The organism is Desulfomonilaceae bacterium, from assembly GCA_041662605.1.
GTDB lineage: Bacteria > Desulfobacterota > Desulfomonilia > Desulfomonilales > Desulfomonilaceae > CAJBEZ01.
This window is the reverse complement of record JBAZSD010000006.1, coordinates 108,924-135,514: the sequence shown is the minus strand read 5'-3', so window position 1 is coordinate 135,514 and position 26,591 is coordinate 108,924. Positions and strand designations below refer to the sequence as shown.

Sequence of the window (26,591 nt, the reverse complement as noted above, 5' to 3'; positions counted from 1 at the left end):
TTTATTCTACGGATACAGGGATCTTTCTTGGTGTAGCTTTCCCAGACTTCGGCAGTTTAAGTGTAAGCACACCATCGGCCATGGAAGCGGCAATCTTGGAATGATCAATCAGATCATTGACTCGAAATGTTCTATAGTATCCGCCAGTTCTATATTCAGTAAGCAATTCCTGGCCCTCCGAAACATTGGGTTGTGTCTCACCTATGATAGTTAATACGCTCTCCCGTAAATCGACCTCCACATCTTCCGGGTTGATACCCGGCAGATCGACTACAACTGTAAGTTCCTGTGTGGTCTCAAATATGTCAACAGCCGGGGTGAAGTAGACCCCGTTTCTTGTTAATTCACCGCCCTCTGGAGAAAGCTCTTTTTTCTCGACAACTTGTATCTCTTGATCAGCCATTTTCATTTTCCTCCGAGTCAGTAGATTCATTCGGTGGCAACTGAAATTTTTCTCGGGCCCGCTATCTTGTCCAATGGGAGAGTGATAGTCAAAACACCATTTTTATATGTTGCGCCGATATTTTCGGAATCAACTTTTTCCGGCAAACTAATACACCGCTGAAAAGCTCCGTGTGAACGCTCACGACGGTGGTAGCTCGCCCCTTCTTCGCTGGAATCAGGTTTTCTTTCACCTTTGATGGTTAAAGTGTCTCCGTGAACGGTCAATTCAATTTCATCACTCTTTACGCCCGGAATTTCAGCCGAAATTTTGTAATTGTCCTGCTGCTTCTGCACATTTATTGGTGGAAATAAACGAGACTTTCTAAATAAGAACTCAGATGATGGCGTGGAACCTTCATTGAGTTCAGAAAATAAACTTGACATATTCTTTTGAAGTCTCGAGAACTCACTAAGCCATGGATCTCTATATATTTCCCAATGCGCCATTGCTAAACCTCCTGATGATTTTGTCGGGCTAATGCCTATACGAATCTTCGATTCGTTGCTTAAGATATTTTTCCGATGGGGAGAGAGTTCAAAATCTCCCCCCATTGGAAACTATTTTACGTCAATTTTTATTGTTTTTTTCTTGTTCGTTTCTGCCTTGGGCAGTTTCAGGTTCAATACTCCATTTTTGAAATTTGCCTCAATTTTGTCTTCCTTGACTTCGCAAGGCAAAGAAATGGAACGTGAAAAACCACCATATGATCTTTCGATTCGATGCATATTTTCTGTCTTTTCTTCACGCTCCTCCTTTTTCTCGCCCTTTACTGTGAGTGTGGTTCCCGAGAGGTTGACTTCTATTTCTTTCGGGTCCACTCCGGGCAACTCGGCCTTAATGAGTAGATCTTCATCAGTTTCGGACACATCCAAGACTGGAGTAAAGCCCCGTCCCAAATTTGCGACAGGCAACCATCCTGATGATCCGAAAAATTGGTTAAAAAGATCGTCTACCTCACGCCTGAATTCGGTCAGCGTATTATCAGGAGCGACCTGATTTTCCTTCCATCTCCACGGAATAAGGCTACGCATTGTTAATGTCCTCCTTTCGAACCGATGAGATGACCTTTCGCTATTGACGAATTTTGCATAACTCAACTAACAGATGATCACGCGCTGTACGTTGTCAAGACCCATGGGAAACTGTATTTCCGACCAGGTCTCTTTGGGTTATTATCCGGTAAAAAAAGGCAGATAGGTGGAAGAAGGATGAAACGGGTAAACAGGCGCTGGGTCGAAATGTTAGGTTTTCCGGACCCGGACGAATGCATCGACAAAGACGCGGTAAGCTTCATCCGTCTATTGAAGAATGAGAAAAGGTTTGTAAAGCGCTCTCAGATCCACTGAGTCAGTATAATGTAGCAAAGATAGACGCTATCAATCCGGCATAAACGAATTCCTGGTCAAGCCAATTAATGCCTCGGAACTGAGTAACGACGATTAGCGGAATCTTTGATAAAGGCGTTTAAGCTAGGCTAATTTGTGAATAATCTGTTTTTAAAAGATACAGCGGGTTTTCTTAACAAGATCATTAGCTTTACCGATCAACTCAATGATGTCGATCGGCTTCTCTATTACCAGGTCTACACCGGACTCTATAATTTTGTCGCGCTCGGAAGTTTGTCCTCCCCATCCGGTAAGAAGGATAAAAGCCGGCCTATTTTCTCCCTTGTCTTCAAATATGGCCTTAATCCTTTTTCCAACCTCCCATCCATTCATATGAGGCATCCCAAGGTCACAAGTGATAACGTCAAAACCTTCTTTGGCCAGTATCTGCAAGGCGTTAGCTCCTGAAGAAGCGGTACGAGCATGTTGACCGAGAGAGTTTAGCGCGTCCTGAAATAAAGAGAGCAGGGTTTCATCATCATCTATTATTAGCATCCTAAGGGAAGAGTCCAGGCTTTGCGCTGAAGAATCATCGCCATTCTTGTCAGATTTTATCGATGCTAACGGAAGCGAGACCGTGAACTTGCATCCGCGATCAACCTCGGTATCTACGGAAACTGTTCCTCCATGGCTATTGACGATTCCATATGCTGCGGCAAGCCCCATTCCAGTACTCTGCATTCCTTTGGTAGTGAAGAACGGATCAAAAATTTTCCCTAAATTCTCTGGCGCTATTCCATTTCCGGTATCTTGAACTTCCAACATGGCAAAACCGTCGCGAGGATAAGTCCTTACCGTAACCAATCCTCCATGGGGCGTGGCTTCAATAGCATTTCGGAATAGGTTCAGTGCGACCTCGAAAAGATCATTGGATCGTCCGGATATCATCAAATCTTCCGTCAAGTCAGTCTTGGTCCTTATGTAAATCCCATTCTTGGCCGCGAGAGTTCGACAAAGAAGTTCACTCATATCTAGGGCGTCTCGAACGGCTTTTGAGAGATCAAAAACTGTGTCCGATTCCTCAGTTATGTCCGATCGTATTTGAGCAAAACTCTGGAGCCGTTTGACAGTTTCAGATCCGTTTCTGGAATTGTGTGTAATTTCATTTATAAGCCCACAGGCGGACGCCAAGTCTCCTTGATCCAATTTGATCAAAGCGGACTGGCCACTGGCCAGAATCCTCTGTAGCAGGTTGTTGAAATTGTGAGCCACACCGGAAGCGAGTTCGGCGACTGCCTTAATCAATTCAGAGTGCAACAGTATTTCTTCAGCCTTTTTTCTCTCCGATATGTCGCGGACCAAAGCTAATACCTGGGGGCCTCCTCCCAGGTTGACCTTACGGAGGCTCACCTCCACCCAAAAAAGATTCCCGGTCTTAGTCCGCGGCCGCCATTCAAAACATTGGGTCTGGCCCGCGGCCGCCTTGCGAATTTTATCCAGCGCTCTCGATGAGGCATAACCAGAGTCATCCTCTGTGATCATGGAAATATCAGCGTTCAACGCCTCGTCTCTGTCATAACCGTATAATCGGGAGAAGCTGTCATTGACGTCCACGATCTTCCCGGATGAGATATCATGAATGAAGACAGCATCTTCTACAGCGTTGAATATGGCTCGGCAATTTTTCTCTGATTGCTTTAGAGCATCCTCTGACATTTTTCTGTCCGTTATATCGTTAACCGTGCCCGCGGCACGGAGAGGATTTCCTCTCTCGTCAAATTCTACAACCTTCCCACGGTCCAAAATCCAGACCCAGGAGCCTCCTTTGGAAAGCATCCTATACTCATTCTTGAATGCTGCGCTCAAACCGTTCAGATGATCATCAACAGACCGAATCACATTAGGCTGTTCGTCTGGATGAATCAGTCTTCGCCAACCTTCAATCTGTTGGGGAATCTCGTCAAGCCTGTAATTTAGGATTTCAGCCGCTCGATCGCTGAGCGTCAGACAGCCCGTCTTAATATTCCAGTCCCAGAGACCGAGATCAGCTCCTCTCAACGCGAGATCGAGCCTTTCCGATATCAGGCGGTTCTCTCTTTGTGCTTTTTTGTTATCCGTAATGTCCCGAAGAATTACGATCATCCCGGCTGTCCGACCAGTTTTATCCCGAAAACATGAAGCGCTAATGCTCATGTTTAGCAATCGACCATCTTTCGTCAGTCTGACTGTTTCGAAATCAGAGCAAGGTTGGCCCTCTCCAACGACCTTTTCTATGACTGCCATCGTCGCTGGGGTCTCTGCCTCCGGCATGTAGGGGATTCGCTTCCCCTCAATTTCTTGAATTGTCCAACCAAAAATCGATGTGAAAGCGGCATTGACATATTGAACATTTCCATCGGTGTCATAGACCACGATGGCATCGGTAGTTGCGTTTAAAATGCTTGCAAGCAACTCGCCATTCAGGCTGTCATTTTGTTGAAGATGTTTATCTTCAGAAGAGCGCCCCAATTTTCCAATGGATGATTCTTCAGAAGAGAATCCATGTCCACAAATGTCGTCATGTACGTTTTGATTATCAATAGCGGTCGGTAAAACGTATTTTTTTGGATCTTGCTCCAAACTCATGAAATCCCCCTTATGTGGCGCAGGAAGGGCAAAAAAGCAGTTCCGAGGTTGAGTAGAAGACGAGCGAATTGTAAGAGAGGATTTCTAAAAAAACAACTTATTTCCTGAAATGTATGTTCGGAACGACAGAACTAATTCTTTTTAACTTGGTCAAAAAAAATGGGGACGTTGGACGTCCCCTAAGATAAGGAGGAAAAATGTTTTGGTTAATGAAGACCTGGCCGGGTCTCCATGGGGTTATATCAAGTAGTTCGTCTTTCAATCATCAGACGACGCTTAGTGTGATCATCAGTACAATGACGCCTCTGCGCTCGCTAACAGGTGGCGAGTTGTCGCTCCACTCGCTACCAATACTGGCCCGTTAAGGACATTTGGCCGTCGCGAGAGGTGGCTATGCGTCCCATTACGCGGCTGGCCTGAGGCGACGAAACCAGGCTGCCGGACACCATAATCAGCGGTATTTCCATTATGCTAGCGAGAATCTTTAGGCCCCCCGGCAGATCTTGTTTAAGGTCGCGCTGGGCCGTCGCAGGCATTGCCATCATCGCTGGATACGGCAACGAGGGGTTAGAAACGGCCCCATACCTCATATAGGTTTGGCGCGAAGGTTTGCATTTTGTAATCCCAGTCGGAAAACACGCGGGTGGAGCGCATATTGGTGGGCCACAAGGCGCTACCGGTCCGCAGGTCGGTGGAGCGCAAGTCGGCGGCGGGCACGGCGGAGCGCAATAGTTGGGGCGAAATGGTTGAATCCTAGGCGCTGGAGCCAGGATACCCGCCATTATGGCGGAAGGAATTCCTATTACCGTTCCGCAGATGTTGGTGCATGCTCCGAGGACTGCCCCACAAATGCCGAATGGAGACGAAGGACCCATGGGTCCACAAGTCGGCGGAGCGCACTGTTGCGGAGCCGGCGCGCAGTATGGGGCGGCTTCCATAGGTGGCCCCCCTGCAATTACCGAGTTTGTTGAGACTAAGAATAAGAGCGAGGTGAGAAACGCGAAGATAGCGACAACTCTTAGCGCCATACCTGATCCTCCTTTTTTAACGTCCTTCGGGTCGTGGGTTAATTGCACGACTAAAATGAAGGCGTTTTAATTCAGCTCATTAAAGAGCTTGAATGACTTGCGGCTTTAACATGAGGTATTTTAGTTGTCAAGTAAAAACATGTATTGTTGTATGTTAAATAAAAATATTACGTTAAAATTAACTTAGAGAAGATATAATGTTGTTTTAACGAGATAATTATGTAATTATTAATGTTAAAAGTTAGATGACGAGCACGTATGCGACCGCATAAAAAGCGATATGAAGTAGTTAGCTTGAAAGATTTAAATTCATACGAACATTTAAATTTAAGAGGTTTATACAAGACATGAAGAAGGTATTGTATTTACTAATTTTAATTTCGTTGATTTGTATGGCTGAAACTTCGTGGGCTCAGGAAGAAGCCGTTGAGTCTTACAATCAGGGGGTCGAGGCTTTGGCGCAGGGTAGACTTGACGACGCCATCAATCTTTTCTCCAAGGCGTTAACAATAGATCCCGTCGACAATTACGCGTACAACAATCGTGGGGTGGCCTACAAACGCAAAGGCGAATTTGACAAGGCGATTCAGGATTATACTCATTCTTTGGAAATCAAGCCGGACTACTATCCTGCCCAGGTTAATCGAGGCATCGCGCGATATCGTAAAGGGGACTATGATTTAGCCCTGGAGGATCTGGAATCGGTGGCGCGTAAAAGGAAGAAAGACCCAGCTATTTTTGCGACAATCGGGCTCATTTATAAAGAGAAGGGGGATTCTGACAAGGCCATCAAGTATCTGAAAGAAGCCATTGCCATTAACAAGAATAATGTCATTCCTCAAAAGGCTCTAGCGGAAGTATACGAATCGAAAAAAGATTATGAAAAGGCTCTGGACGTTTATCTGAAACTGAAAGCCACCTTAGCCAAGAAAGGGGATTCAGGGGAAGTAGATAAAAAAATTGATCATTTGAGGATCAAATATGTCACTGAGTTATACAATCAAGGACTGGAAGACTACCGACTCGGCAACGCGAAGCAGGCGCTGATTTTTTGGAACACAGGTCTCAAGGTTGATCCGAGCAACGTAAAAATCCTGAGAGACAGAGGGTTGACATACTACAAATTGGGTCAATATCAAAAAGCGATCGAGGATTTCAATAGAGCCCTGGAAATTGAACCTGGAAAGGAAGAGATATTTAGGGTTCGTGGGGACACCTACTATAAATTGAAAAAGCCTGAAAAAGCGATTGAAGACTATGACAGGTCCTTGACCATGAATCCTGCGGATGCGGTATGTTACAACAATCGCGGTCTTTTATTTCATGAAACCGGTAACTTGGAACGAGCGTTGGAAGATTACTCCAAGGCAATATCCCTCGACGCTTCTAACCCTTCCTTTTTTGAGAATCGGGCTCTTGTATATCTTGCCAAAGGGGACAACCTAAAAGCTGCGGACGATTATAAGCAAGCTTTGAATTTGACAAACGATGAAAAGGCCAAGGAAATCATCAATCAAAAGATTACGACTTTGACGAATCAGGGTGTGGCGAATGAGCCTACGAATGAACCTGAATCCGGTAAGATTTCAGAGGGAAAATATTCTGGGTCTACGAACAATCCGCGACGTAGATGAAAAGAGAGATAATATTGAAGATCTGAAGATATTGATTTTGAGAATTAAAACGGGGTCGAAACTATTTACTTTTTGTTTTGAGTCTCGGTATTGCAATATTGAGATCTATGTTGGGAGCTAGACTTGTAATCATTACTATTTAATCAAAACACTAATCTCAATTAGTTAAATTAGTAATTTATGTTTTATTAAAAATATACCGATTATTATTGACAAATTTATCACTTAATAATAGAAGAGATGACGGATACAGCTCAGAGTTTGGACATAACTGGGCTCCAAGACGTCGATCGCTATCCATTGCCGTATTCATCTCGTCGTTTTCAGTGTGTAAGTTGACAGTTCAAGAGACTTCATATCGGTCAAGGTTTCCATTGTGAGCGGAAATGAGTTTTTTAGAAGCTAGCAATCCCATAGACATTTTCATTCTTGCTACTGTTCTGATCACATTCATCCTTGGTTTTTGGAAGGGGTTTGTTAGGTCCCTCACTGCGTTAACGGGCCTGGCCGTAGGTGTCTGGGCGGCGACGGCATACTATCCTTTGGTTCAGTACCAGCTTACTAAGATATCGTCTCTTAATCCGCAGATATCAGTCATAATCTCCATGGTTCTTGTTTTCGTTCTAACTCAGGTGGTTTTTGTAGTCATAAGGCGTGTACTCGAAGCAATATTGGATTTCACGCGACTTGGCTGGTTGGATCGAATTTTAGGGTCGGCCATGGGCGTTGTGACAGGTCTATTGATCGCCGCAGCTTCTGTGCAGATAGCATTAATAGCGGCTCCGGAGTGGAAGGCGGTTAAATCTTCAGTGTTGGCTATGCCGATTGAGGGCATGACATACAAGTTGTTGGCTTATGTGCCGCAAGAGACAAGGAACCAAGTTAACGCAATGATATTAAGGTGGAGGGCTTCGCAGGAAAGTCCTCAGCAAGACTCGCCTAGGTTTGGAGCGCAGCTTATGACGCCCGGGAATGCTCCTGACCCAGGACGAAGATAAATTTTGAAGTCGGTCACCTTTTCCAGGAGGATTTCATGAACCGATTCCTCTCGTTTTCAGTAATTGCAGTGGTGTTTGCTCTATTTACGGGGTGCGCCTACTTCCAGAAGAAGGATGAACCTCCTCCTTTGCCTCCTATCGAAGAGGTCAAACCTCCTCTTACGATGAAAAGCGAATACTTCAAGAGTTTCCCATGGTCGGAGCTACAAAGTCCTAAAAAAGATGGCAACGATCCGGAGACAACGACTGTTACCGTCAAAGAGGGTGAGACCTTGGACGGTATTGCAGAGAGCATGATGGGCAATCCCTCTTTGGCTGGCGGGTTGGCGACGTACAACAAGCTGTCATCGCCTAACAGCGTCAATCCAGGGGAGAAAGTGGTTATTCCTTACCCCATAATAGGGGTAAGTAGCCAGATCATGATAAAGTCCAAAGGAGCCAAAGATTTCTCCGAGCCGGAAAACTTTGGGGCCCCATTTAAGAAGGGCGATCAATATAGGTTGCGGTTTGAAACAAACGTGAACGGTAATCTTTATATTTTCAGAAAAGGGGTCAAAGGTGTCGCGATATTGTTCCCTGCCCAACTGAAAAAAGGCAAGCGTAACAAAAACCCCGAGCCGTTAATGAGGGACTCTGGCAAGGTGACGGCGTATGATCCCGTGATTATACCAATTGGAAAGACCGGGATTGCGTACAATCCCAAGAACGCCGGCGACATGCTTTATGTTTTTCTGTCGCTACGAAAGATCGCTGAACTTGAAGACCTGAAGACCAAGCCCACAATAAAAGTGGAGGATATAGAAGATGTGATGCACAGGGTCAAGGAGGGTGAAATAAAGTCGGATCCACCTCTGCGTCTTCTTCGAATAAGTGATCCGGCCGAAGTGCTCGGGTTTACACTGAACATAGATGGCTGACAATGTTCTTGACATGAGTTTGTGAGTAAATTATATAGTTAGAGATTACCCGGGGCTGTAGCTCAGTTGGGAGAGCGCTTGAATGGCATTCAAGAGGTCGTCGGTTCGATCCCGTCCAGCTCCACCATAAAAGATAAATTATTTCAAAAATTAACCGCCGGTAGCTCGGCGGTTTTTCTTTTCCTACTCGCAAGAAAGCTTTACGAACACATTTGTCGTTGGCGCTGAAGTCTGGTTGTCATCCCAGATAGAGTGTGTCTGTTCCTTCACATTTATGTGACCAAGTTCTGGATACGAATCCTCCCAGCCTCCTGATACTCAGGCTTAACCTCAAACGTCATTGTTCCACGATAGCCCATGTCGCACAGTGACGTAATTATAGGTTTGAACTCGACCCTTCCATGACCAATAGGTAGGTGAAGGTCATCGTGCTGACCTGTGCCTCCACGGTTGTCATGTAGATGAACGTGACGAATCAACTGCCCTAATCGATCTATAATGGAAATTGAAATGTTCTCTAATCCGTGGAGGTTCGCATGCCCAACATCCAAGGTAATCCCGAGGTCCGGCGCTGCATTCAGTACCAGATCGAGGTCATCGGCTGTTTCTGTAAGGTTTTCCAGATTAATGGCGACAGAATTCCTCTTGCCGTATTCCACCAGTTGTCTTAACGCCCTAATCTTTTCCCCGAGAACAATGCTACTGACAACTCGTTTGTCTACTACAAGGTGAATGTTCAACGAATTGACGCACATTCTGTTAAGGATGTCGATTGTTGCTACAAGCCTGGGAATATACCGATTCCAGAGATTTTTCGCGTCATTGGGGGCGTGTTCCAGTGGTCCGTGCGCTGTAAGAAAGAATTTCCCCGCGCTCCCGTTAACGACCCCTGATTCCAACCACATACGTCGGGCCTGAGCGCTTGCCATGGCTATTTCACCGAAATCGAATCCCATCCTCCTGAGTCGGGTTATGTCATCCGGAGACTTTATTGGAGCGCCGAACAGCATTGTCCATTCCACCTTTTTCATTATGGGCCATTATCTGGACGAACCCATGTTTGTGATTCCAAAAACAGTTACCGTATTGAAAGAGCCAATTTCTGGAAAATACCGCTGTGGTTATTGTAACATCCTGAGGACGATGCTTGCTAGCGAACTTCGACCCTGTGTTAGGTCATCTTTTTTCGTGTGGACGCAAGACCTCCGACAGCGCATAGGTTGAAAAATTCCTGTCCATGGAGTAGAGTTAAAGCCATTCTACATTAATTAAATCGGGAAAGATCTGGTCTAAAGATGAGGATGAAACACTCAATTTTCAAGGGCTTGGATTTTTCGACTCCCGCTCTTATTCTTAAATGTGTTGAAGATTCACATATTGGTTTGGGGGCTGTGAGAAGCTTGGGGCGTCTTGGGGTTCCCGTCTATGGTATAGGTGGTTCCCGACGAATCCCATCGACTCATTCCCGATATTTTAGTGATTGGTTTTTCCACGAAATCGACGCCAACACTCCAGACGAGGAGGTAGTCGACTTTGTCCTAGGCGTAGCAAGGAAAATCGGGCGCTCAGTGCCGTTGATCACAGTTGATGTGTTTGCATGCCTGGTCGCTAAAAATTACGAGACTTTTAGAGAATTTTTCATTCTGCCTGAAATGGACCCTGCGCTAGTTCCAGTTCTTAGCAACAAATGGGAAATGCAAGTCATGGCTGAAAAGCACGGAGTGCCAACGGCCAAAGCGGTTGCTCCCAAGACGAAAACAGAGGTTGAGGAATTCGCTAAAGACGCTAGATTCCCGTTACTTTTCAAGGCTAGTGAGTGGACCGATGTTGAAACCAGACCCTCAGACCGAATGGCAATAATAAACTCCCCCGAAGAATTGATCCGACAGTGTGAAATCTTTCAACAGCAAGAATGCCCTCACGTGATTCTGCAAGAATACATCTATGGAAAAGGAACTCAGGACTGGATATTCAATGGTTATTTCGATGATCATTCGGAATGTCTCCTGGCGTTTACTGGAAAAAAGACGCGTCAGGCCCCGGTTCGTACTGGTTACGCCTCGCTGGCTGAGTGCTCAACAAATGAGGTCGTGAAATCAACTTCGATAAAATTCTTGCGGGAAATAGGATATAAGGGCCCTGTTGATATGGATTTTCGGTTTGACCCGAGGGATGGTCTTTACAAAATTCTGGATGTAAACGCCAGAATTGGGGCTAGTTTCAGGCTGTTTGTGTGTAGAGAAGGGCTGGACATAGTTCGGGCCATGTATCTGGACAGGACAGGGCAGAGAATTCCTCAAGACATTGAATCTGATGGTCGAAAATGGATTGTTGAGGACCGAGATTTTCGCTCGTCCTACACTTATTATCGTGAGAATACCCTCACCATCGGGGAATGGCTCAGATCTCTCAGAGGAGTCAAAGAAGCCGCATGGTTTGCCTGGGATGACCCATTGCCTTTCCTAATACAGTTCGTCCACATTTTTGAAAAAAAAATCAAAGGAATGATTGATCTACTCGGAGTTATGCGCTCCAAGTTTTTTCGAACCTAGCGTCACGGTTGCTCCCTAAGAATTAAACTTACATTCTGATCACCAGTTTTACCTTTCCCCATAGTCGTGACCATGCAGTGAGAATCCATATTTACCATACAGGGAAGCCAAAACAACGACTTCTGTGCATTTAGCGATAGGAGAATAAAATGGACGTCAAGATACTCCAACACGATGAAAAATCGATCGTGTGTATAAGCGGAAGATTGGACACTTTGACTGCTCCTGCATTTCAGGATGAGCTGGAAAACCTGATTGAACGGGGGATGGCTAGAATAATTCTGGATTTTTCAGATCTGGAATATCTTAGCAGCGCTGGTTTGCGGTCAACTTTGATCATAGCTCAGAAGACAAAAAACGCAAATGGTCAGGTGGTTTGCTGCCAATTAAAGGGTCTTGTCAAAAAGGTGTTTGAAATAAGCAAATTTGCTGAAATCGTTCCGACAGTCGATACAGTCGAAGATGCTCTGGAGCGGATTTAAGGTCTGCGGGCAAATCCCGGAAAGAATTTTATAGATGCTTCATTGGTTTCGTTCGAGCATAAACGCAAAGGTAACCGCTGTAGTGTTGCTATCAACAAGTTTGGTACTATCGCTTGTTTTAAGTATTACGGGAATTTTGTCTCGTTCATTTGCTCGATCAGGCGCTGAAACCGAAGCGAGGCGAACGGCCACAGCGAAAGCAGAGACCCTTGATAATGAATTGTCGCGTGTAGCCACGTCGACAAAGAACCTTGGTTATGCACTTGAATCAGGAACCTGGGATCAGAGTTCCATCAATCATCTATTGATTAGCATTGTTAAAAATAACACTGACATTTTTGGGTCTACCATATCTTTCGCTCCATTCGAATTTGATTCCCGGATCAAAGCGTATGCTCCTTACTACTACAAAGGATCAGACGGAATAACCTTTTTGCAACTCGCTGATTCTTACGACTATTTTGAGAAGGACTGGTTCAAGAAACCGGTTGAGACTGAATCACCATTGTGGAGCGACCCTTACTTCGATGAAGGTGGTGGACAAACACTTATGATCACCTACTCGTCCCCTTTTTTTAAAATGCGCTCCAGTAACGAAAAGGGAGAGGTAAAGGGCGTTATTACAGCGGATGTTTCTTTGGATCATTTGACCGAGATGGTTTCACAGATCAAATTCGAAAAAACCGGTTATGCCTTCCTGATATCGAACAAAGGTGAATTAATTGTCTGGCCTGAAAAAGACTTAATTATGCGTGAAACCATTCTCAGCCTTGCTCAACGTCGAAATGACGCGAGACTTGCAGCCGTCGGCGAAGAGATGTTGAATCACAGGGTCGGGTTTTATGACGCTGGACCCAGTCTGAACGGCAAGGACTCATTTCTTGCGTTCTCCAGTCTACCCACTTTTGGATGGAGATTGGGGGTGGTAGTTCCAAAGGACGAGTTGTTCGCCCAGACGTATATGCTTGAAAGGATATTATTCCTCGTAGGAGTAGCGGGAATCCTACTGCTCTTTACCGCAAGCTTTATCGTATCCCGTTCCATTACGGCCCCTCTGAAACGGATGGCCTCAGTCACAGCTAAAATCGGGGAAGGAAAATTTGATGTCGATTTTGTAGAAAAAGATCGTACTGACGAAGTTGGCCGGCTTGCGCGGTCATTCATTGCCATGGCTAACTCGCTTAAAACCTACATGGAGTATCTGACTCAGGCAACCGTGAAAAAGGAAAGGATTGAAAGTGAGCTTAGAATAGCGGCGGATATTCAGAGAAGCATGCTCCCTTCAAGCTTTCCGGCGTTTCCAGAAAGAAAAGATTTCGATATATATGCGATAATGCATCCTGCCAAAGAGGTCGGTGGAGACTTTTTCGATTTCTTTCTTCTGGATTCTGATCATCTGTGTGTCTCGGTCGGAGACGTGTCGGGGAAAGGGACCCCTGCCGCTCTTTTTATGGCAGTGACAAAGTATCTCATCGAGGCGTCGGTTGGACTGGAGACGTCTATCGACAAAGCTTTGGAGAAAATAAACTCTCTCCTGGTAAAGAATAACGATTCCTGCATGTTTGTGACAGTGTTCATAGGTGTTTTGAATTTGAAGACTGGAGAAATGGTTTATGCCAGTGCCGGCCATAATTCGCCCGTCATTTGGGCAAGCAACCGAGAAGCTGAATTTCTCGAAGCCATCGGCGGGCCAATTCTTGGTATAGTGGAACCGGGTAATTTCAGAATCGGCGCTATTAGTCTCAAATCCCAGGAACGCCTGCTTATATACACCGATGGGGTGACCGAGGCTTTTGATTTATGCAACGAAGTCTTTTCCGAAGAAAGACTAATTCGAACTGTGAATCAGATCGGCGAAATTGATTCCAAAGGCATTACGGAAAAAGTTCTTTTTGAAATAGAAAAGTTTTGCGATGGGGTCCCGCAGTCGGACGACATCACAATCTTGGTTTTAACATACACCCCAGGAACCTGACATCCCGGGACAATCGTTTTAGCGGTTTTCCCAGTCTCTTGCGCATTGATTGATCTTGCGATTGGATTCGTCGACACGGCTCTGACTAAGCGGGATCAAACGACACAATTAAATATAGAGCCTGTGATGAACAATCGACCACAGGCTCTGTTGAGAGGTCAAGAGAGGGGTTGCTTGCTAGCTTTTGAGTTCCGGAATATTCAGGAATTGATCCAGAGCTTGGGGGTTGGCCAGAGCGTCCTTGTTGGTGACTGGCTTTCCCTCGATCATGTTCCTCACCGCCAACTCCACCTTCTTACCGTTAAGAGTGACAGGTATGTCGTCCAAGGGCAAAATGAGCGCGGGCACGTGACGTGGGGTAGTGTTTTCTCTAATTGTCTTTTTTATTTTCTGTTTGAGAGCGTCATCCAAAACCACGCCGGCGGAAGGCTTCACGAATAGGAGAACTCGAACGTCGTTATCCCAATCCTGACCCACCACAATACTGTCCGCGATTTCTTCCATTGACTCTACTTGCCTGTATATTTCGGCGGTTCCTATCCGAACTCCCGAAGGATTAAGAGTAGCGTCGGATCGACCATATATCTTGACACCGCCGTGAGAAGTGACCTCAACATAATCTCCATGATGCCAAACATTTGGAAAAACAGAAAAATAGGCGGCCCGATATTTTTTTAAATCCGGATCGTTCCAGAAATAGATGGGCATCGATGGGAATGAAGCCGTACAAACCAATTCGCCCTGGCGGCCCAATACCGGTTTGCCGTAACCATCAAAAGCCTGGATCTTCATACCGAGTCCGCGACATTGCAACTCTCCTTCATATACCGGCAGAATTGGGCAGCCCAGAGCGAAACACGATATTATATCAGTGCCACCTGATATGGAGGCCAGATCAATGTCTTCCTTGATGTCTCGATAAACATACCTGAAACTTTCCTCTGCCAGAGGAGAACCTGTTGAGCACATCAGCCTAAGCGCAGACAGGTCATATTTCTCTCCCGGTTTCAGACCGGCTTTTTCAATACCTGAAATATATCTCGCGCTTGTTCCGAGAATTGTCATTTTCTCTTCTTCAGCGAGTTTGAAGATTACGCCCGGATCAGGATAGAAAGGTGAACCGTCAAAAAGAATGATTGTGGCGCCTACCGCAAGCCCGCTCACTAGCCAGTTCCACATCATCCAACCGCACGTAGTGAAATAATAAATGTTGTCTTCTCGCTTCAGATCGCAATGAAGGAGAAGCTCCTTGAGATGCTGAATCAACGTTCCGCCTGCTCCATGAACCATACACTTGGGCAAGCCGGTGGTCCCGGACGAATACATTATGTAAAGGGGGTGGTCAAAAGGAAGTTGCTCGAATGCGATGTTTAGCCCTTTTTCTTTGGACATGAAATCCCCGAAAAGGATTGCTTTGGGGACCATGCTCAAATCAGGACTCTCCTGAGTATAGGGAATGACAACAACTTTCTGGATGCTGGGAAGTTTGCTGATAATACCGGCGATCTTTTCCAGACAATCGTGACTCTTACCGTTGTAAAAATAACCATTAGCGGTGAAGAGAATTTTCGGTTCGATTTGTCCGAAGCGATCCAGAACACCCTTTATCCCGAAATCAGGGGAGCATGACGACCAAATTGCTCCGATGCTGGTAGTGGCCAACATTGCTATGATGGTTTCGCTCATGTTAGGCACGTAGCCCGCTACCCGATCACCTACAGTAACTCCGGCGGCCCTGAGTGAGGCGGCCGTTCTAGCCACGGCCTCATACAGTTCGGCGTAAGTCATTTTACGGATGGGCTGTCCTTCACCCTTAAATACCAGGGCGACGTTATCATCCCTAAACCTAAGAAGATTTTCGGCAAAATTGAGCTTTGCTCCAAGGAACCATTTGGCCCCAATCATTTCAGGCGTGTCCTTGAGGATCTCCTGATAAGGCTGTGACGAGATTATTTTCCCAAACTCCCAAACTGTTTCCCAAAAGCTCTCACGGCAGTCAACAGACCATTGGTAAAGTTCATGGTAATTGGAAATTGTAAGGGTATATTTTTCGTTTACCCTATTGATAAAGCTCATCAGGTTCGAATCCTGTATCTTTTCTGCCGATGGAGTCCACAGAGGCTTCATGTCAGTCCTCCCGAGATTTGTAAATGGATTGTTCCGGCCAGGATGATGGTATTTTTTGATCAGGAGCTTCTCCAAATTTCTTTTTTAATTCAGAAAGGCCCTTTCTTTTGTATTCCGGACGAGGTTCTTTGGGGATCCTACGATTCAGAATGGATTCCGATCTTAGTCTTCTTCCGATGGTTTTCTCCATCATGGTTCCAAGATCCAACAATCTCTCTACGTCAATCCCTGTTTCAATTCCCATTTCATCCATCATGACCGTCATGTCTTCGATGCACTGCAAACCAACCACGTTTGGGTCCCTGTAATAATATGATCCAGTTCCCGATACTGGGACACGATCAAGAAAGTTTGCAGGTTGGCCTCCCAGTCCTCCGAGGGTCGCTTCAAAGATCTCCACGCCTGCCTGTAAAGCCGCCAGACAGTTGGCGGTCCCCCATCCTCGGGTAACATGAAAATGCGCAATGTGAAGCTTTCGATCAGGTATAGCTTCCAGGATCATCGAATAATACTTGTAGACCTGATTTGGAGGAGCGCTTCCGTCATGGTCGGCATGCTCTATATCGTAGGCTCCGATTTCCAACCATCTTTTGGTAAACTCTACAGCGTCTTCCAGTCTGGTGGGTCCCGAAATAGGGGATCCCCATATTGTCGAAACCGTGCCGTTCATCTTGATGCCGACATCTTTTGCTTTCTCAATACACCTCTTGGCTTCATCCCAATATGCAGGGAGAGTTGTTCCAGAGTTTGCAAAATGGTGTTCTTCGTCGGTGGAAACCATCATTAGAATACGGTCAGGTCCCCATCCTTCCTTTTTAGCGGCTATGGCCCGATCAACCGCCTTTTCCCTGATTGTGATGGCAGTTAGCGATATGTCGTCCCAATTCACCCCAGCCCTGGAGAGCTTCTTAGAACCTCTGAGGCTCTTGAGCAATTCCTCAGCGTCCTTGAACTGCGGCATTGACCGAGGGTTCCCCAGGTTAGTTACTTCCAAGTGCTTGATTCCACAAAGAATCAGTTCCTCAAGATAAAACAGCTTTGCTTCCGTAGGAATCCAGATTTCTTCATGTTGGAAACCGTCACGAACTGTGATGTCATTGATCTGAACTTTTTTTGGATAATTGAGTTGGTGAGCGCTCATTCGTGGTCCTCCGTCTATTCTCCCTTGTATACTGGTTTTCGTTTCTCTCTGAAGGCGGTTAGACCTTCTACACGATCTTTAGTTGGAATGGTGACGGCGTATGCGTTTGATTCTATAGCAAGACCTATTGGAAGACTTACTTCTGTTCCTTTATTGATAGCGTATTTGGCCTGCGCCAGCGCTATCGGACCGTTTTGAGCTATCTCAGACGCGATCTCCATAGACCTGGTAAGTAGATCTGAAGGTTCTACCACCTCCAGAAATAGCCCATACTCTAGGCCCTGCTGAGCAGTAATTCTTCTTGCTCTAAAAATCATATCTTTTGCTCGAGCCATCCCGACGATTCGCGGCAAGCGTTGAGTGCCCCCAGCGCCGGGGATGACGGCCAGTGATGTTTCAGTAAGTCCCACAACAGCGTTGTTGGATGCTATCCTTATATCGCAGGCCAACGCAAGTTCCAGGCCTCCGCCAAAGGCGTACCCGTTTACGGCAGCGAGTACGGGTTTGGGAAGTTCTTCCACAGATGTAAATAAATCTCGAATAGTTCGGATATAAAACCTGACCTGATCTTGGGTCATCCCGGCGCGTTCCTTCAAATCCGCCCCGGTGCTGAAGGCGTTCTTCCCTTCGGTAGAGCCCGTAATCACAACCACTTTGACTGATTGGTCAAACGCGATCTGGTTTACTGTGGTTTGAAAAGACTCAAGGAGAGGCATATTGAAACAGTTTAACGCGTTGGGGCGGTTTATTTTCAAAATTAGCACGCCGTCCCGAGACTCTTTCAAGAGGGCGCTCTCTTCACTCATATGTTTTTCCTCCATCAAGAAGTAAATAAAGGGACTTACAGTTTTATTCTCATAGACTTTCGCTCAGGCCTCATAGCCTATGACGCGGGAAAACAACTTGTTATGTCTGTGGTTGGATGGTCAAAGTTCACACTATGCGCTAACTGGGATTGCCAGGCTAAAATATTTTCAGAGTTCATTATGGTGAAAAAAGTGGGATGCAACGTTGAGGCAAACACTTTGAATTTTCCAATCCCGTTTCGTTCAATTTCAAAAAAAGAAAATTGCTTGGAAGACCCGATCCAATCGAAAAATAAGACTACTTTATTTAGGAGATAATTCAGGATGAAATCAAAAACATTTCTGCTATACCATTTTTGGTCTTGACATTTCAACCCCTGATTATTCATGATCAGTCAAGTAATGACACATCGATTTAATCTACAATCTAATCATATGAACATTTCTAATCGCTGCACGCTACGATCGTACAGCGTCGAACAAGTAAGTGGTGTGGCCTCTGATTTGAATACTTCGGATTCTAAACCGTTAAAGGTTCGTCATCCGCGTATCATTAATGATATGAACATAGGTCCGTTTCAGAGCCGTGGAAAACCACTCTTTCAGGTCTCTTTGATTCAAGACAGGTTTTTGGCTGATAAAAGTCGCGTCGAGTAGTCGAATCAACAATAGGTTGATCGTAACAGCTATTTTTGGTAGCCTTATCGTCTCGCTTTCAGGTAGGTAATTCAGTCGGCTGATCGGCTGGGATTTATAGGTTTGCCTAGATCTAAGCTACTGGAAATAACTTGTTTCGTCGCAAGGGCGCTCAATTTTTTTACGCGATTCACAAAGGGGATATTGAATGTCGGAAGTCATACTTGAGGCGAAGAACATCTTTCTATCGTTCCATGGGGTGGCAGCGCTAACCAACGTCAGTTTTGAGGTCCGGAAGGGAGAGATTTTTTCGATCATAGGCCCTAACGGAGCCGGCAAGACGTGCATGATGAACTGCGTCAATGGCCTTTATCACCCCAAAAAAGGTCAACTTTTCTTTAAGGGAGCTGACATAAGTAAATTCTCGCCGCATCGCCGGGCGTCAATGGGTTTATCAAGAACCTTTCAAAAGATAGAGTTGTTTGGAGGTATGACGGTTCTTGACAACATACGTTTAGGACGACACTTGCATTTAAAGTCCGGTATTTTGAGTTCATGCCTGTATTGGGGAAAAACTTCTCGCGAGGAAATCAAAACCAGAAAATTCATTGAAGAAGAAATAATAGATCTTTTGGAGATCGAGGCGGTCCGAAACGAGGTTACCGGAATGCTTCCGTATGGTCTTCAGAAGAGGATAGAACTGGCAAGGGCACTAGCCGTAAAACCTGAACTAATTCTATTGGACGAGCCACTAGCTGGTTTGAATCTTGAGGAAGTGGAAGACATGGCTCGTTTTATCATTGATATAAACGAAGACAAACGGTGGAACATTACGTGCATTTTGGTAGAGCATGATATGGGAGTGGTCATGGATTTGTCGGATCGTGTCATGGCCTTGAATTTTGGGGTCAAAATAGCGGAAGGAACTCCAGCGCAAATCCAGGAAAACCCAGAAGTTATTAAAGCCTATCTCGGCGAGGTGGAGGATCTGTATGTCAGCCGCAGATGAACGGGGTTTCAAGAGTGAAATAGAAATTACAAAAGACCTTACTCTACCCAAGCTTTTTGTAACGCAGGCAAAAAAGTTTGGAGACGCAAAAGTCGCCATGCGGGAGAAGGAGTATGGGGTATGGCTCCCTGTCACCTGGAGTCAGTATCTTGAAAATGTGAAACAAATAACCCTTGGTCTGGTATCTCTTGGTCTTGAATTTGGAGATAAGGTCATAATGATTGGTGACAACAGGCCTGAAGCTCTATGGACCGAAATGGCCGCAATGTGTGGTGGCGGTGTCGGGGTTTGGTTGTTTCAGGATTGCTTGATGGATGAGGTCAAGTACATTGTTGATCATTCAGACTCCAAATTCTATGTGGCTGAAGGTCAGGAAGAAGTTGACAAGGCTCTGGCGATTCGTGATCAATGCCCGAAACTAAAAAAGATTATTTGGGATGATCCGAAGGGCATGCGTCATTATGACGATCCTATGCTGATTAGCCTTGAAGAAGTGATGAGGCTCGGCAGGGAGCGTATGGCCAAGGAGCCTGATCTTTTTGAAAACCTGGTTTCCAAAGGAACAGGCGACGACATTTCTCTTTTGTTTTACACATCTGGAACCACGTCTCTGCCAAAAGGCGCTCTCCTTACTCATTACAACATGCTCAAAATGGGTCAGAACCTTATGAGGGTTGATCCGTGCGGTCCTGAGGATGACTTCGTTTCTTACCTGCCATTTGCCTGGATCGGGGAACAGATGATGTCAATCTCATGTGGTCTCCAGATCGGTTATACCATCAACTTCCCTGAAGAGCCTGAGACCTCCCAGAGCAACGTGAGAGAAATTGGGCCGCACGTGATGTTTGCGCCCCCTCGGCTATATGAGCAGTTTACCAGGACAGTTCAGGTTAAACACCTCGATGCGACCTGGTTAAAACGTAATCTCTATACCCTTGCAATGAAGATCGGGTACCACACCGCGGAATTAAAATTTGAAAAGAAACCTGTGCCATTTTACTGGAAGATTTTGTGGATGCTGGCGGAATGGACCATGTTTTCCAAGGTAAGAGATCAACTTGGGTTAAGTCATGTGCGACACGCCTATACGGGTGGAGCAGCCATGGGGCCTGATCATTTTCGTTTTTTCCACGCAATTGGAGTCAACCTTAAGCAAATTTACGGTCAAACGGAAATAGCGGGCATTTCAGTGGTCCATCGTGATGGTGACATCAAGTTCGACACGGTGGGCACGCCCATACCGGAAACTGAGATCAAAATAGGCGAAAACGACGAAATCCTGTCGAAAAGCCCTTCAGTTTTTGTGGGCTACTACAAGTCGCCCGATGAGACAACAAAGGCCCTAATAGATGGCTGGCTTTACTCGGGGGACACTGGATTCATTGATGATGATGGGCACCTGGTGGTCTTCGACAGATCCAAAGACATAATGATCCTTAATGATGGTCGTAAGTTCTCGCCCCAATTTCTTGAGGCCCGGCTAAAATTCAGTCCTTACATCAGAGAGGCCCTAATTGTCGGCAATAAGCGGCCATATGTAACTGGAATAATATGTATCGATTACAACACTGTCGGAAAGTGGACTGAGGATCATGGGATAAACTACACGAGCTACACTGAGTTATCGCAGATTCCGCAAGTTTACGATCTCATAATGAGAGCCATTGGAGACGTTAACAAATCTATCCCGGAAGCTGCCAAGATTCACAGGTTCGCGAATCTGTACAAAGAATTTGACGCTGATGACGACGAGTTGACTCGAACCAGGAAAATTCGTCGAGCTTTTGTCGAGAACCGGTACAAAGAAATTATAGACACCATGTACACTGACAATGAAATGATGCACATGGATACTACCATAAATTATGAGGATGGCAGGGTCGCTAAGATCAAAGCCGACATTCGAGTTCAGAGTGTTAAGGAAGGAGGCGGCAAATAAATGGAACTCTTTCTTCAACTAATAGTTACCGGAGTGATGCTCGGATCGATCTTTGCACTAGTCTCACTAGGCTGGGTGCTCATTTACAAATGTTCCGGAGTCTTAAACCTTGCCATGGGTGAGTTGACCATGATCGGGGGCTATGTTTGTCTGTCCTTTTATCAGAAGTTGGTAACCATAATGCCGGTAAATTACGCATTCGTGCTGGCCTTGTTCGGCACTATCATCATCGGGCTGATTCTAGGGTTATTAACTGAGCGGGTTTTTCTCAGGAAAATGATAGGCGAGCCGGTGCTGGCCGTAATTATGGTAACAGTTGGGCTTTCTTTCTTTTTCAAGGGATTGGTTTTCATGATTTGGGACACTGATACCCAGGTCTTTCTGCCCAGAATTTTTTCCATAGAACCCATTGTAGTCGGAGGTATTACCGTAGGAGCGGTTTACCTGTGGAGTTTTATCGCTGCAATGATTCTCATGGTGGTTTTTATATGTTTCTTTAAATACACTCGTTGGGGCCTATCCATGCAGGCCTGCGCAGATGATGAAATGGCGGCTCTATCACTTGGTGTAAGCGCAAAATTCGTTTACGCTCTCGCGTGGGCGATAGCATTCATGGCCGCAGGTGTTGGTGGGACACTTCTTGGAAACATTAACGGTCTGAACTATTCAGTGAGCAGTCTTGGGTTATTGGTTTTACCGGCGGTAGTCCTGGGTGGATTGAACTCTGTGCCCGGCGCCATCGTAGGCGGGATAACGATAGGTATTTTACAAAATCTCGCAGGCGGGTATGGGGAGGCTTTTGTCCCAGGGTCCAAAGAGGTTGCGCCGTTTGTTTTCATGGTAATTTTTCTCCTATTCAAACCATACGGCCTGTGGGGCTGGGAACGTATAGAAAGGGTTTAACCGATGAGCTATCTACCTTGTGGAACTTATTTTGAGTCCTACGCGGATGATCAGAAGTGGTGGCGTACAAATTTTATTAAAGGCAAGATGATCTTCATGGTCCTATTGCTTGTGGCGGCCCCATACATTGTCGGTTCCCAGTGGCTCAGCGTTTTTTACACAATCAACTATTACATCCTGGCAGCGCTCGGAGTACAGCTTCTTATTGGCTATTGTGGGCAGATCACGCTGGGGCACGCTGCGTTTGTCGCCGTTGGAGGGTATACCAGCGCTATGATGGTACTGTTCCTCCCGTGGCCTCAGTTTATGGTGGACGCCGGCCTCGTCTATCCGATCAGCATTGTTTGCGCAGGTTTTACCGCCGGACTCTGGTCGGTTTTATTCGGTTTACCTTCCGCAAGGGTCAAAGGTTTTTACCTGATTATGACCACGATGGCCGCCCAGTGGATAACATTGCGCCTGGTGATTACCCAGTTGAGTAAAATAGGGGGTCGGGAGCAGTCCTTCCCTCTGCCTCCAGGTGTCATTAAGATCGGCCCGTGGGTAATAGATAGCGATGACAAAATCTATTATTTCTCGGTCATACTTGTTCTAATATGCCTCATTGCGATGGGTAATCTGCTTCGCTCCAAAATGGGTAGGGCCTGGATAGCCATACGAGACAACGATATCGCCGCTGAGACCATGGGGGTCAATATAGTCGTGTATAAGCTACTGGCATTCTTTGTGGCAGGCTTTTTCGCGGGTATAGCAGGGGCCTTCTGGATTAGCGCTTTGTTCTTTGTAAGCCCTGAAAATTACGAATGGTTCTATTCTCTCCTATGGGTAGGGATCATTCTGATCGGTGGTGTAGGGAGCATACAGGGGATTGTGTTTGGGTCAGCTTTTGTAGTTATGGTATTCAAGTTGTTGGAAATGTCGGTCCTTAGTCTCAGTGATGTCCTGATGGTTTCGTACCCGGAGTGGGGCTGGGTCACAACGAAAATAATATTTTTCAAGGAATCCGCCTTTGGATTGGCAATAATCTTCTTCCTCATCTATGAACCCAATGGACTTTCGTACAGATACTGGCAAATAAAAAACTATTTTAATCTTTGGCCATTCTCGTACACCGGTAAGTAGACTCTTGCTACCTGTTTATCTGAGAGGAGGTGCGTAAAACTGAGATAGACCGGGTCGCAGGCAAACACTTCATTCACAACTGATGAAAAACAAAACGGAGGTTTAGAATGAGTAAGAGGATTTTTCTTTTCAGTTTGGTTCTGGCGCTGGCTTGTTCAATGGCCTATGCGGCAGAAGAAATCTCGGTTGGTTCGATCAACGACCTGACCGGAGCGACGTCGGACGTTGGCAAGGACGCTGCCCTCGGGGTTAGAGAATGTGTGGCCTACATTAATGACAGTGGTGGAATTAATGGAAAGAAAATCAAGCTGCGTCTTTTTGATTATGGCTACAGGGTTCCGGAAGCTATAACGATCTACAAGCGGTTCAGAGATCAAGACAAGATCAAGTTGTTGATGCAATGGGGAACTGGAGACACTGAAGCTCTTTCTCCAACTGTTAATAAGGACAAGATGGTAACGATCTCCGACTCTATGTCGGGCCATTTGTGCGATCCGGCAAAAACCCCATATAATTTTGTCTACAGCACAGACTATTCAACCGGTGCCAGGGGCTGTCTCACTGGCTGGTATGAAAATGTATGGAAGAAGAGTGATAAATGGAAATCCGCTCGTGAAGCCGGCAAGAAGCCTAAACTTGTCTGTTTTTACATGTTCGCCTCTCCTTATGCCAGTGCCCCAATAAAGGCGATCAAAGATCAGGCGGCGTTGTTAGGCATAGAAGTCGCCAGAGATCAGGACGTTTCTTTGACAGCTCTTGACGCGAAGAGCCAGGTCCTCGCCGCTAAGGAAGACGAGGCTAACGTGGTTTGGCACGGAAACACCGCCATGTCGGTGGCAACGGCTATTAAGGATTCTTACGCCCTGAAATTTGACGCCGATAACTTAACTAACCTTTGGGGTCTTGACAAAAACCTCGTCAGACTGACGGGCAAGGCTGGAGAGGGGGCAATATTCCCAGCGCCTTGCGCTTTCGTGGAAGATGAAGTTCCATACATGGATAAGGTTCGGGAATACTGCAAGAAGATAAACCCTGGTGTGCCTATGGACAAACGTGACGTACATACTTCGCAGGGTTGGCTGAAGGTATCTCTAGCTGCAGCAGGGCTGAAAATTGCGGACAAGAAGGGTAATCTCGATGGTCCTTCTGTGAAGGCTGCTCTAGAAAGCCTTAAGGACTGGTATCCTTTTGACACCAAAAACGCGCTCGGTGTAGGACCATTCACAATAACCGACAAGGACCATCGCCCAACACCTGTGGTCAGTCTGTACAGGATCAAAGACGGTAAGATCGTTCTCTTTGAAAAGATCAACATGAAAGAGAAATTCCCAGAACAATGGGCCAAATGGCTTGGCTGGTAAAATGGTCATTGAGGAGCGCTTTGCGCTCCTCTGTTTGCGACCCGCAGGGAAAGAAGCGGGTCAGCATGGCGAAAAAGGGAGACGGTTGTGGCCGAGAACAACAGCATCTTGAAGATTAACAATATCGAGGTCAGGTACCATGAGGTAATTCTTGTCCTCAAGGGAGTGTCGATACAGGTCCCGCATGGTGGGATAGTCGCTCTTTTGGGGGCTAACGGAGCCGGAAAGAGCACAACTCTAAAAGCGATTTCAGGGCTGCTCAATCACGAAGACGGCGAAGTTACAGATGGAGCTATAGAATTCCTGGGCGACCGGATTCATAAGCTGCCGGCTGAAGAGATAGCCAAAAGGGGTATTTTTCAGATTATCGAAGGAAGACGAGTATTCGAGCATCTGACTGTTGAGGAGAATCTTGTGGTTGGAGGTCATTTGCGGCCATCGGGTTTAAAAGACAGGCTCGATATGGTTTATCATTATTTTCCGCGACTTAAGGATCGCAGAAACTTAATGGCGGGATTTATTAGCGGTGGAGAGCAGCAGATGTGCGTTATTGGAAGGGCCATGATGGCCCAGCCAAAGCTCATGCTCTTGGATGAACCGTCCATGGGGCTAGCTCCGCTTCTCATAAAAGAAATCTTCGAGATTATTCAGCGTCTCAACAGAGAAGAGAAGATTCCGATTCTGTTGGTCGAGCAAAATGTTAAACTCGCCCTGACCGTCGCTCCATACGCATATGTGATGGAAAATGGACGTATAGTAATGGATGACACCTCGGAAAAACTCAAAGAAAACCCCGACATTCGAGATTTCTATTTAGGTTTAACCGATGTTGGTGGTCGAAAGAGTTTTCGTGATGTTAAACACTATAAACGTAGAAAACGGTGGCTCTCTTAACCTCGCCATTAAGGCATCATGAGGAGGGAACATGAAAAAAGGCGCATTTTTAGGCGCTACGGCTTTGTTGGTTTCATTCGCTCTTGCATCCCTATGTTTGGCTTTTGAAGCCCCGGTAGTTACACTGGACAGAGTTGAAGTCGCAAGTATTCAACCTTTTTTCGTTAAACCGCGAGTTGAATACAAGAATGAAAAAGAACCTGGAAAAGAGTTGCCTGCAGGCGGTATCCTGAACATGGCATACATCTTCAACATCAAGAACCCCAACAAAACCCCAGTCATGCTGGATGAACTGACATTTAGCACCGCATTTGAGGGCTATGAGATCAATACTGCTTTTTCCTATGAAGATAGCTGGATTCCTGGGGGAAAAACCAATCAACTTAAGGTTGTTACCACCAATGAAACGCTCCCTACGATTACAAGTCTGATGGTTGGAGCTGAAAATTCCCAGAAAATCCAGCAACAGAAGACCTCAGCGGGAGCGCTTGTGAAAAAATGGTGGGAAAATGTTGGCGATTTTTCATTTCCAATAGAGGTTACTGCAGGGACAGCCCTGTTCAAAGATGACAAGGGAAAAGAGATGAGAGTGACCTTCTCGGGCAAGTTTCCCAAGAAGTAATACCGAGGTCGGATTTTTTGCGAGCCGTATCATCTACGGCTCGGCTATTT

23 protein-coding genes and 1 tRNA gene are annotated in these 26,591 nt (G+C 46.0%); 15 read left to right on the top strand and 9 right to left on the bottom strand.

The annotated features are described in order from the left end of the window. Nucleotide 1: 1 nt before the first annotated feature. The 3 genes from WC647_07210 to WC647_07200 form a co-directional block, all read right to left on the bottom strand. Nucleotides 2-403, bottom strand: a complete 402-nt coding sequence (locus WC647_07210; GenBank protein MFA6222086.1) for an Hsp20/alpha crystallin family protein — start codon at nucleotides 401-403, stop codon at nucleotides 2-4. Nucleotides 404-429: 26 nt separating this feature from the next. Continuing rightward, entirely contained in the window at nucleotides 430-891 is a 462-nt protein-coding gene (locus WC647_07205; protein MFA6222085.1) for an Hsp20/alpha crystallin family protein, read from the bottom strand. 111 nt (nucleotides 892-1,002) lie between these two features. Further along, on the bottom strand, nucleotides 1,003-1,476 hold the full coding sequence (locus WC647_07200; protein MFA6222084.1) for an Hsp20/alpha crystallin family protein: 474 nt from the start codon (nucleotides 1,474-1,476) through the stop codon (nucleotides 1,003-1,005). Between the two features lie 177 nt (nucleotides 1,477-1,653). On the opposite strand from WC647_07200, the gene WC647_07195 reads away from it, so the two are divergent. Then, entirely contained in the window at nucleotides 1,654-1,791 is a 138-nt protein-coding gene (locus tag WC647_07195) for a hypothetical protein (GenBank protein ID MFA6222083.1), read from the top strand. A 150-nt stretch (nucleotides 1,792-1,941) separates the two neighbouring features. On the opposite strand, the gene WC647_07190 is transcribed toward WC647_07195, so the two are convergent. Then, a complete protein-coding gene (locus WC647_07190) occupies nucleotides 1,942-4,395 on the bottom strand; it encodes a PAS domain S-box protein (GenBank protein ID MFA6222082.1) in 2,454 nt (817 codons plus the stop codon). 344 nt (nucleotides 4,396-4,739) lie between these two features. Then, nucleotides 4,740-5,423: a hypothetical protein gene (locus tag WC647_07185; protein MFA6222081.1), complete on the bottom strand. Its 684-nt coding sequence runs from the start codon at nucleotides 5,421-5,423 to the stop codon at nucleotides 4,740-4,742. Between the two features lie 347 nt (nucleotides 5,424-5,770). Here WC647_07185 and WC647_07180 point away from each other — a divergent pair, with 347 nt between their 5' ends. From WC647_07180 to WC647_07165, 4 genes are all read left to right on the top strand, one after another. Further along, complete coding sequence (locus tag WC647_07180; GenBank protein ID MFA6222080.1) at nucleotides 5,771-7,057, top strand: tetratricopeptide repeat protein; 1,287 nt, start codon at nucleotides 5,771-5,773, stop codon at nucleotides 7,055-7,057. A gap of 386 nt (nucleotides 7,058-7,443) precedes the next feature. Continuing rightward, nucleotides 7,444-8,055 (top strand): CvpA family protein, encoded by a 612-nt coding sequence (locus WC647_07175; GenBank protein MFA6222079.1) that lies wholly within the window; start codon nucleotides 7,444-7,446, stop codon nucleotides 8,053-8,055. Between the two features lie 35 nt (nucleotides 8,056-8,090). Beyond that, nucleotides 8,091-8,972 carry a LysM domain-containing protein gene (locus WC647_07170; protein MFA6222078.1) on the top strand — a complete coding sequence of 294 codons (882 nt, stop codon included), beginning with the start codon at nucleotides 8,091-8,093 and terminating at the stop codon, nucleotides 8,970-8,972. 51 nt (nucleotides 8,973-9,023) lie between these two features. After that, nucleotides 9,024-9,099: transfer RNA gene (locus WC647_07165), tRNA-Ala, on the top strand. 145 nt (nucleotides 9,100-9,244) lie between these two features. Here the strand turns inward: WC647_07165 and WC647_07160 are convergent. Beyond that, on the bottom strand, nucleotides 9,245-10,003 hold the full coding sequence (locus WC647_07160; protein MFA6222077.1) for a sugar phosphate isomerase/epimerase family protein: 759 nt from the start codon (nucleotides 10,001-10,003) through the stop codon (nucleotides 9,245-9,247). Nucleotides 10,004-10,273: 270 nt separating this feature from the next. Between WC647_07160 and WC647_07155 the strand changes: the two genes are divergently transcribed. The 3 genes from WC647_07155 (at nucleotide 10,274) to WC647_07145 (ending at nucleotide 13,981) form a co-directional block, all read left to right on the top strand. Continuing rightward, nucleotides 10,274-11,524, top strand: a complete 1,251-nt coding sequence (locus tag WC647_07155) for a hypothetical protein (GenBank protein ID MFA6222076.1) — start codon at nucleotides 10,274-10,276, stop codon at nucleotides 11,522-11,524. A 149-nt stretch (nucleotides 11,525-11,673) separates the two neighbouring features. Further along, nucleotides 11,674-12,006, top strand: a complete 333-nt coding sequence (locus tag WC647_07150) for an STAS domain-containing protein (GenBank protein ID MFA6222075.1) — start codon at nucleotides 11,674-11,676, stop codon at nucleotides 12,004-12,006. A 34-nt stretch (nucleotides 12,007-12,040) separates the two neighbouring features. After that, nucleotides 12,041-13,981, top strand: coding sequence for a SpoIIE family protein phosphatase (locus WC647_07145; protein MFA6222074.1), 1,941 nt, complete (start codon nucleotides 12,041-12,043; stop codon nucleotides 13,979-13,981). A gap of 177 nt (nucleotides 13,982-14,158) precedes the next feature. On the opposite strand, the gene WC647_07140 is transcribed toward WC647_07145, so the two are convergent. The 3 genes from WC647_07140 to WC647_07130 are packed head-to-tail and all read right to left on the bottom strand — an operon-like array spanning nucleotide 14,159 to nucleotide 18,055. Continuing rightward, the gene (locus WC647_07140) at nucleotides 14,159-16,108 is read right to left on the bottom strand and encodes an acetoacetate--CoA ligase (GenBank protein MFA6222073.1); all 1,950 of its coding nucleotides are present in this window, start codon (nucleotides 16,106-16,108) and stop codon (nucleotides 14,159-14,161) included. Nucleotide 16,109: 1 nt separating this feature from the next. Then, a complete protein-coding gene (locus WC647_07135) occupies nucleotides 16,110-17,249 on the bottom strand; it encodes a pyruvate carboxyltransferase (protein MFA6222072.1) in 1,140 nt (379 codons plus the stop codon). 14 nt (nucleotides 17,250-17,263) lie between these two features. Further along, a complete protein-coding gene (locus tag WC647_07130) occupies nucleotides 17,264-18,055 on the bottom strand; it encodes an enoyl-CoA hydratase-related protein (protein MFA6222071.1) in 792 nt (263 codons plus the stop codon). Between the two features lie 844 nt (nucleotides 18,056-18,899). On the opposite strand from WC647_07130, the gene WC647_07125 reads away from it, so the two are divergent. The 7 genes from WC647_07125 to WC647_07095 all read left to right on the top strand — a co-directional run bounded on the left by WC647_07125 (nucleotide 18,900) and on the right by WC647_07095 (nucleotide 26,541). Continuing rightward, nucleotides 18,900-19,700, top strand: a complete 801-nt coding sequence (locus WC647_07125; GenBank protein MFA6222070.1) for an ABC transporter ATP-binding protein — start codon at nucleotides 18,900-18,902, stop codon at nucleotides 19,698-19,700. Further along, on the top strand, nucleotides 19,684-21,639 hold the full coding sequence (locus tag WC647_07120) for an AMP-binding protein (GenBank protein ID MFA6222069.1): 1,956 nt from the start codon (nucleotides 19,684-19,686) through the stop codon (nucleotides 21,637-21,639). Before WC647_07125 ends, WC647_07120 begins: the two co-directional genes overlap by 17 nt. Next, nucleotides 21,640-22,542 carry a branched-chain amino acid ABC transporter permease gene (locus WC647_07115; protein MFA6222068.1) on the top strand — a complete coding sequence of 301 codons (903 nt, stop codon included), beginning with the start codon at nucleotides 21,640-21,642 and terminating at the stop codon, nucleotides 22,540-22,542. A 3-nt stretch (nucleotides 22,543-22,545) separates the two neighbouring features. Beyond that, complete coding sequence (locus WC647_07110) at nucleotides 22,546-23,664, top strand: branched-chain amino acid ABC transporter permease (protein MFA6222067.1); 1,119 nt, start codon at nucleotides 22,546-22,548, stop codon at nucleotides 23,662-23,664. Nucleotides 23,665-23,771: 107 nt separating this feature from the next. Next, nucleotides 23,772-25,025 carry an ABC transporter substrate-binding protein gene (locus tag WC647_07105; GenBank protein MFA6222066.1) on the top strand — a complete coding sequence of 418 codons (1,254 nt, stop codon included), beginning with the start codon at nucleotides 23,772-23,774 and terminating at the stop codon, nucleotides 25,023-25,025. Nucleotides 25,026-25,112: 87 nt separating this feature from the next. After that, a complete protein-coding gene (locus WC647_07100; GenBank protein MFA6222065.1) occupies nucleotides 25,113-25,919 on the top strand; it encodes an ABC transporter ATP-binding protein in 807 nt (268 codons plus the stop codon). Between the two features lie 31 nt (nucleotides 25,920-25,950). Further along, a complete protein-coding gene (locus WC647_07095) occupies nucleotides 25,951-26,541 on the top strand; it encodes a hypothetical protein (GenBank protein ID MFA6222064.1) in 591 nt (196 codons plus the stop codon). Nucleotides 26,542-26,591 lie beyond the last annotated feature (50 nt).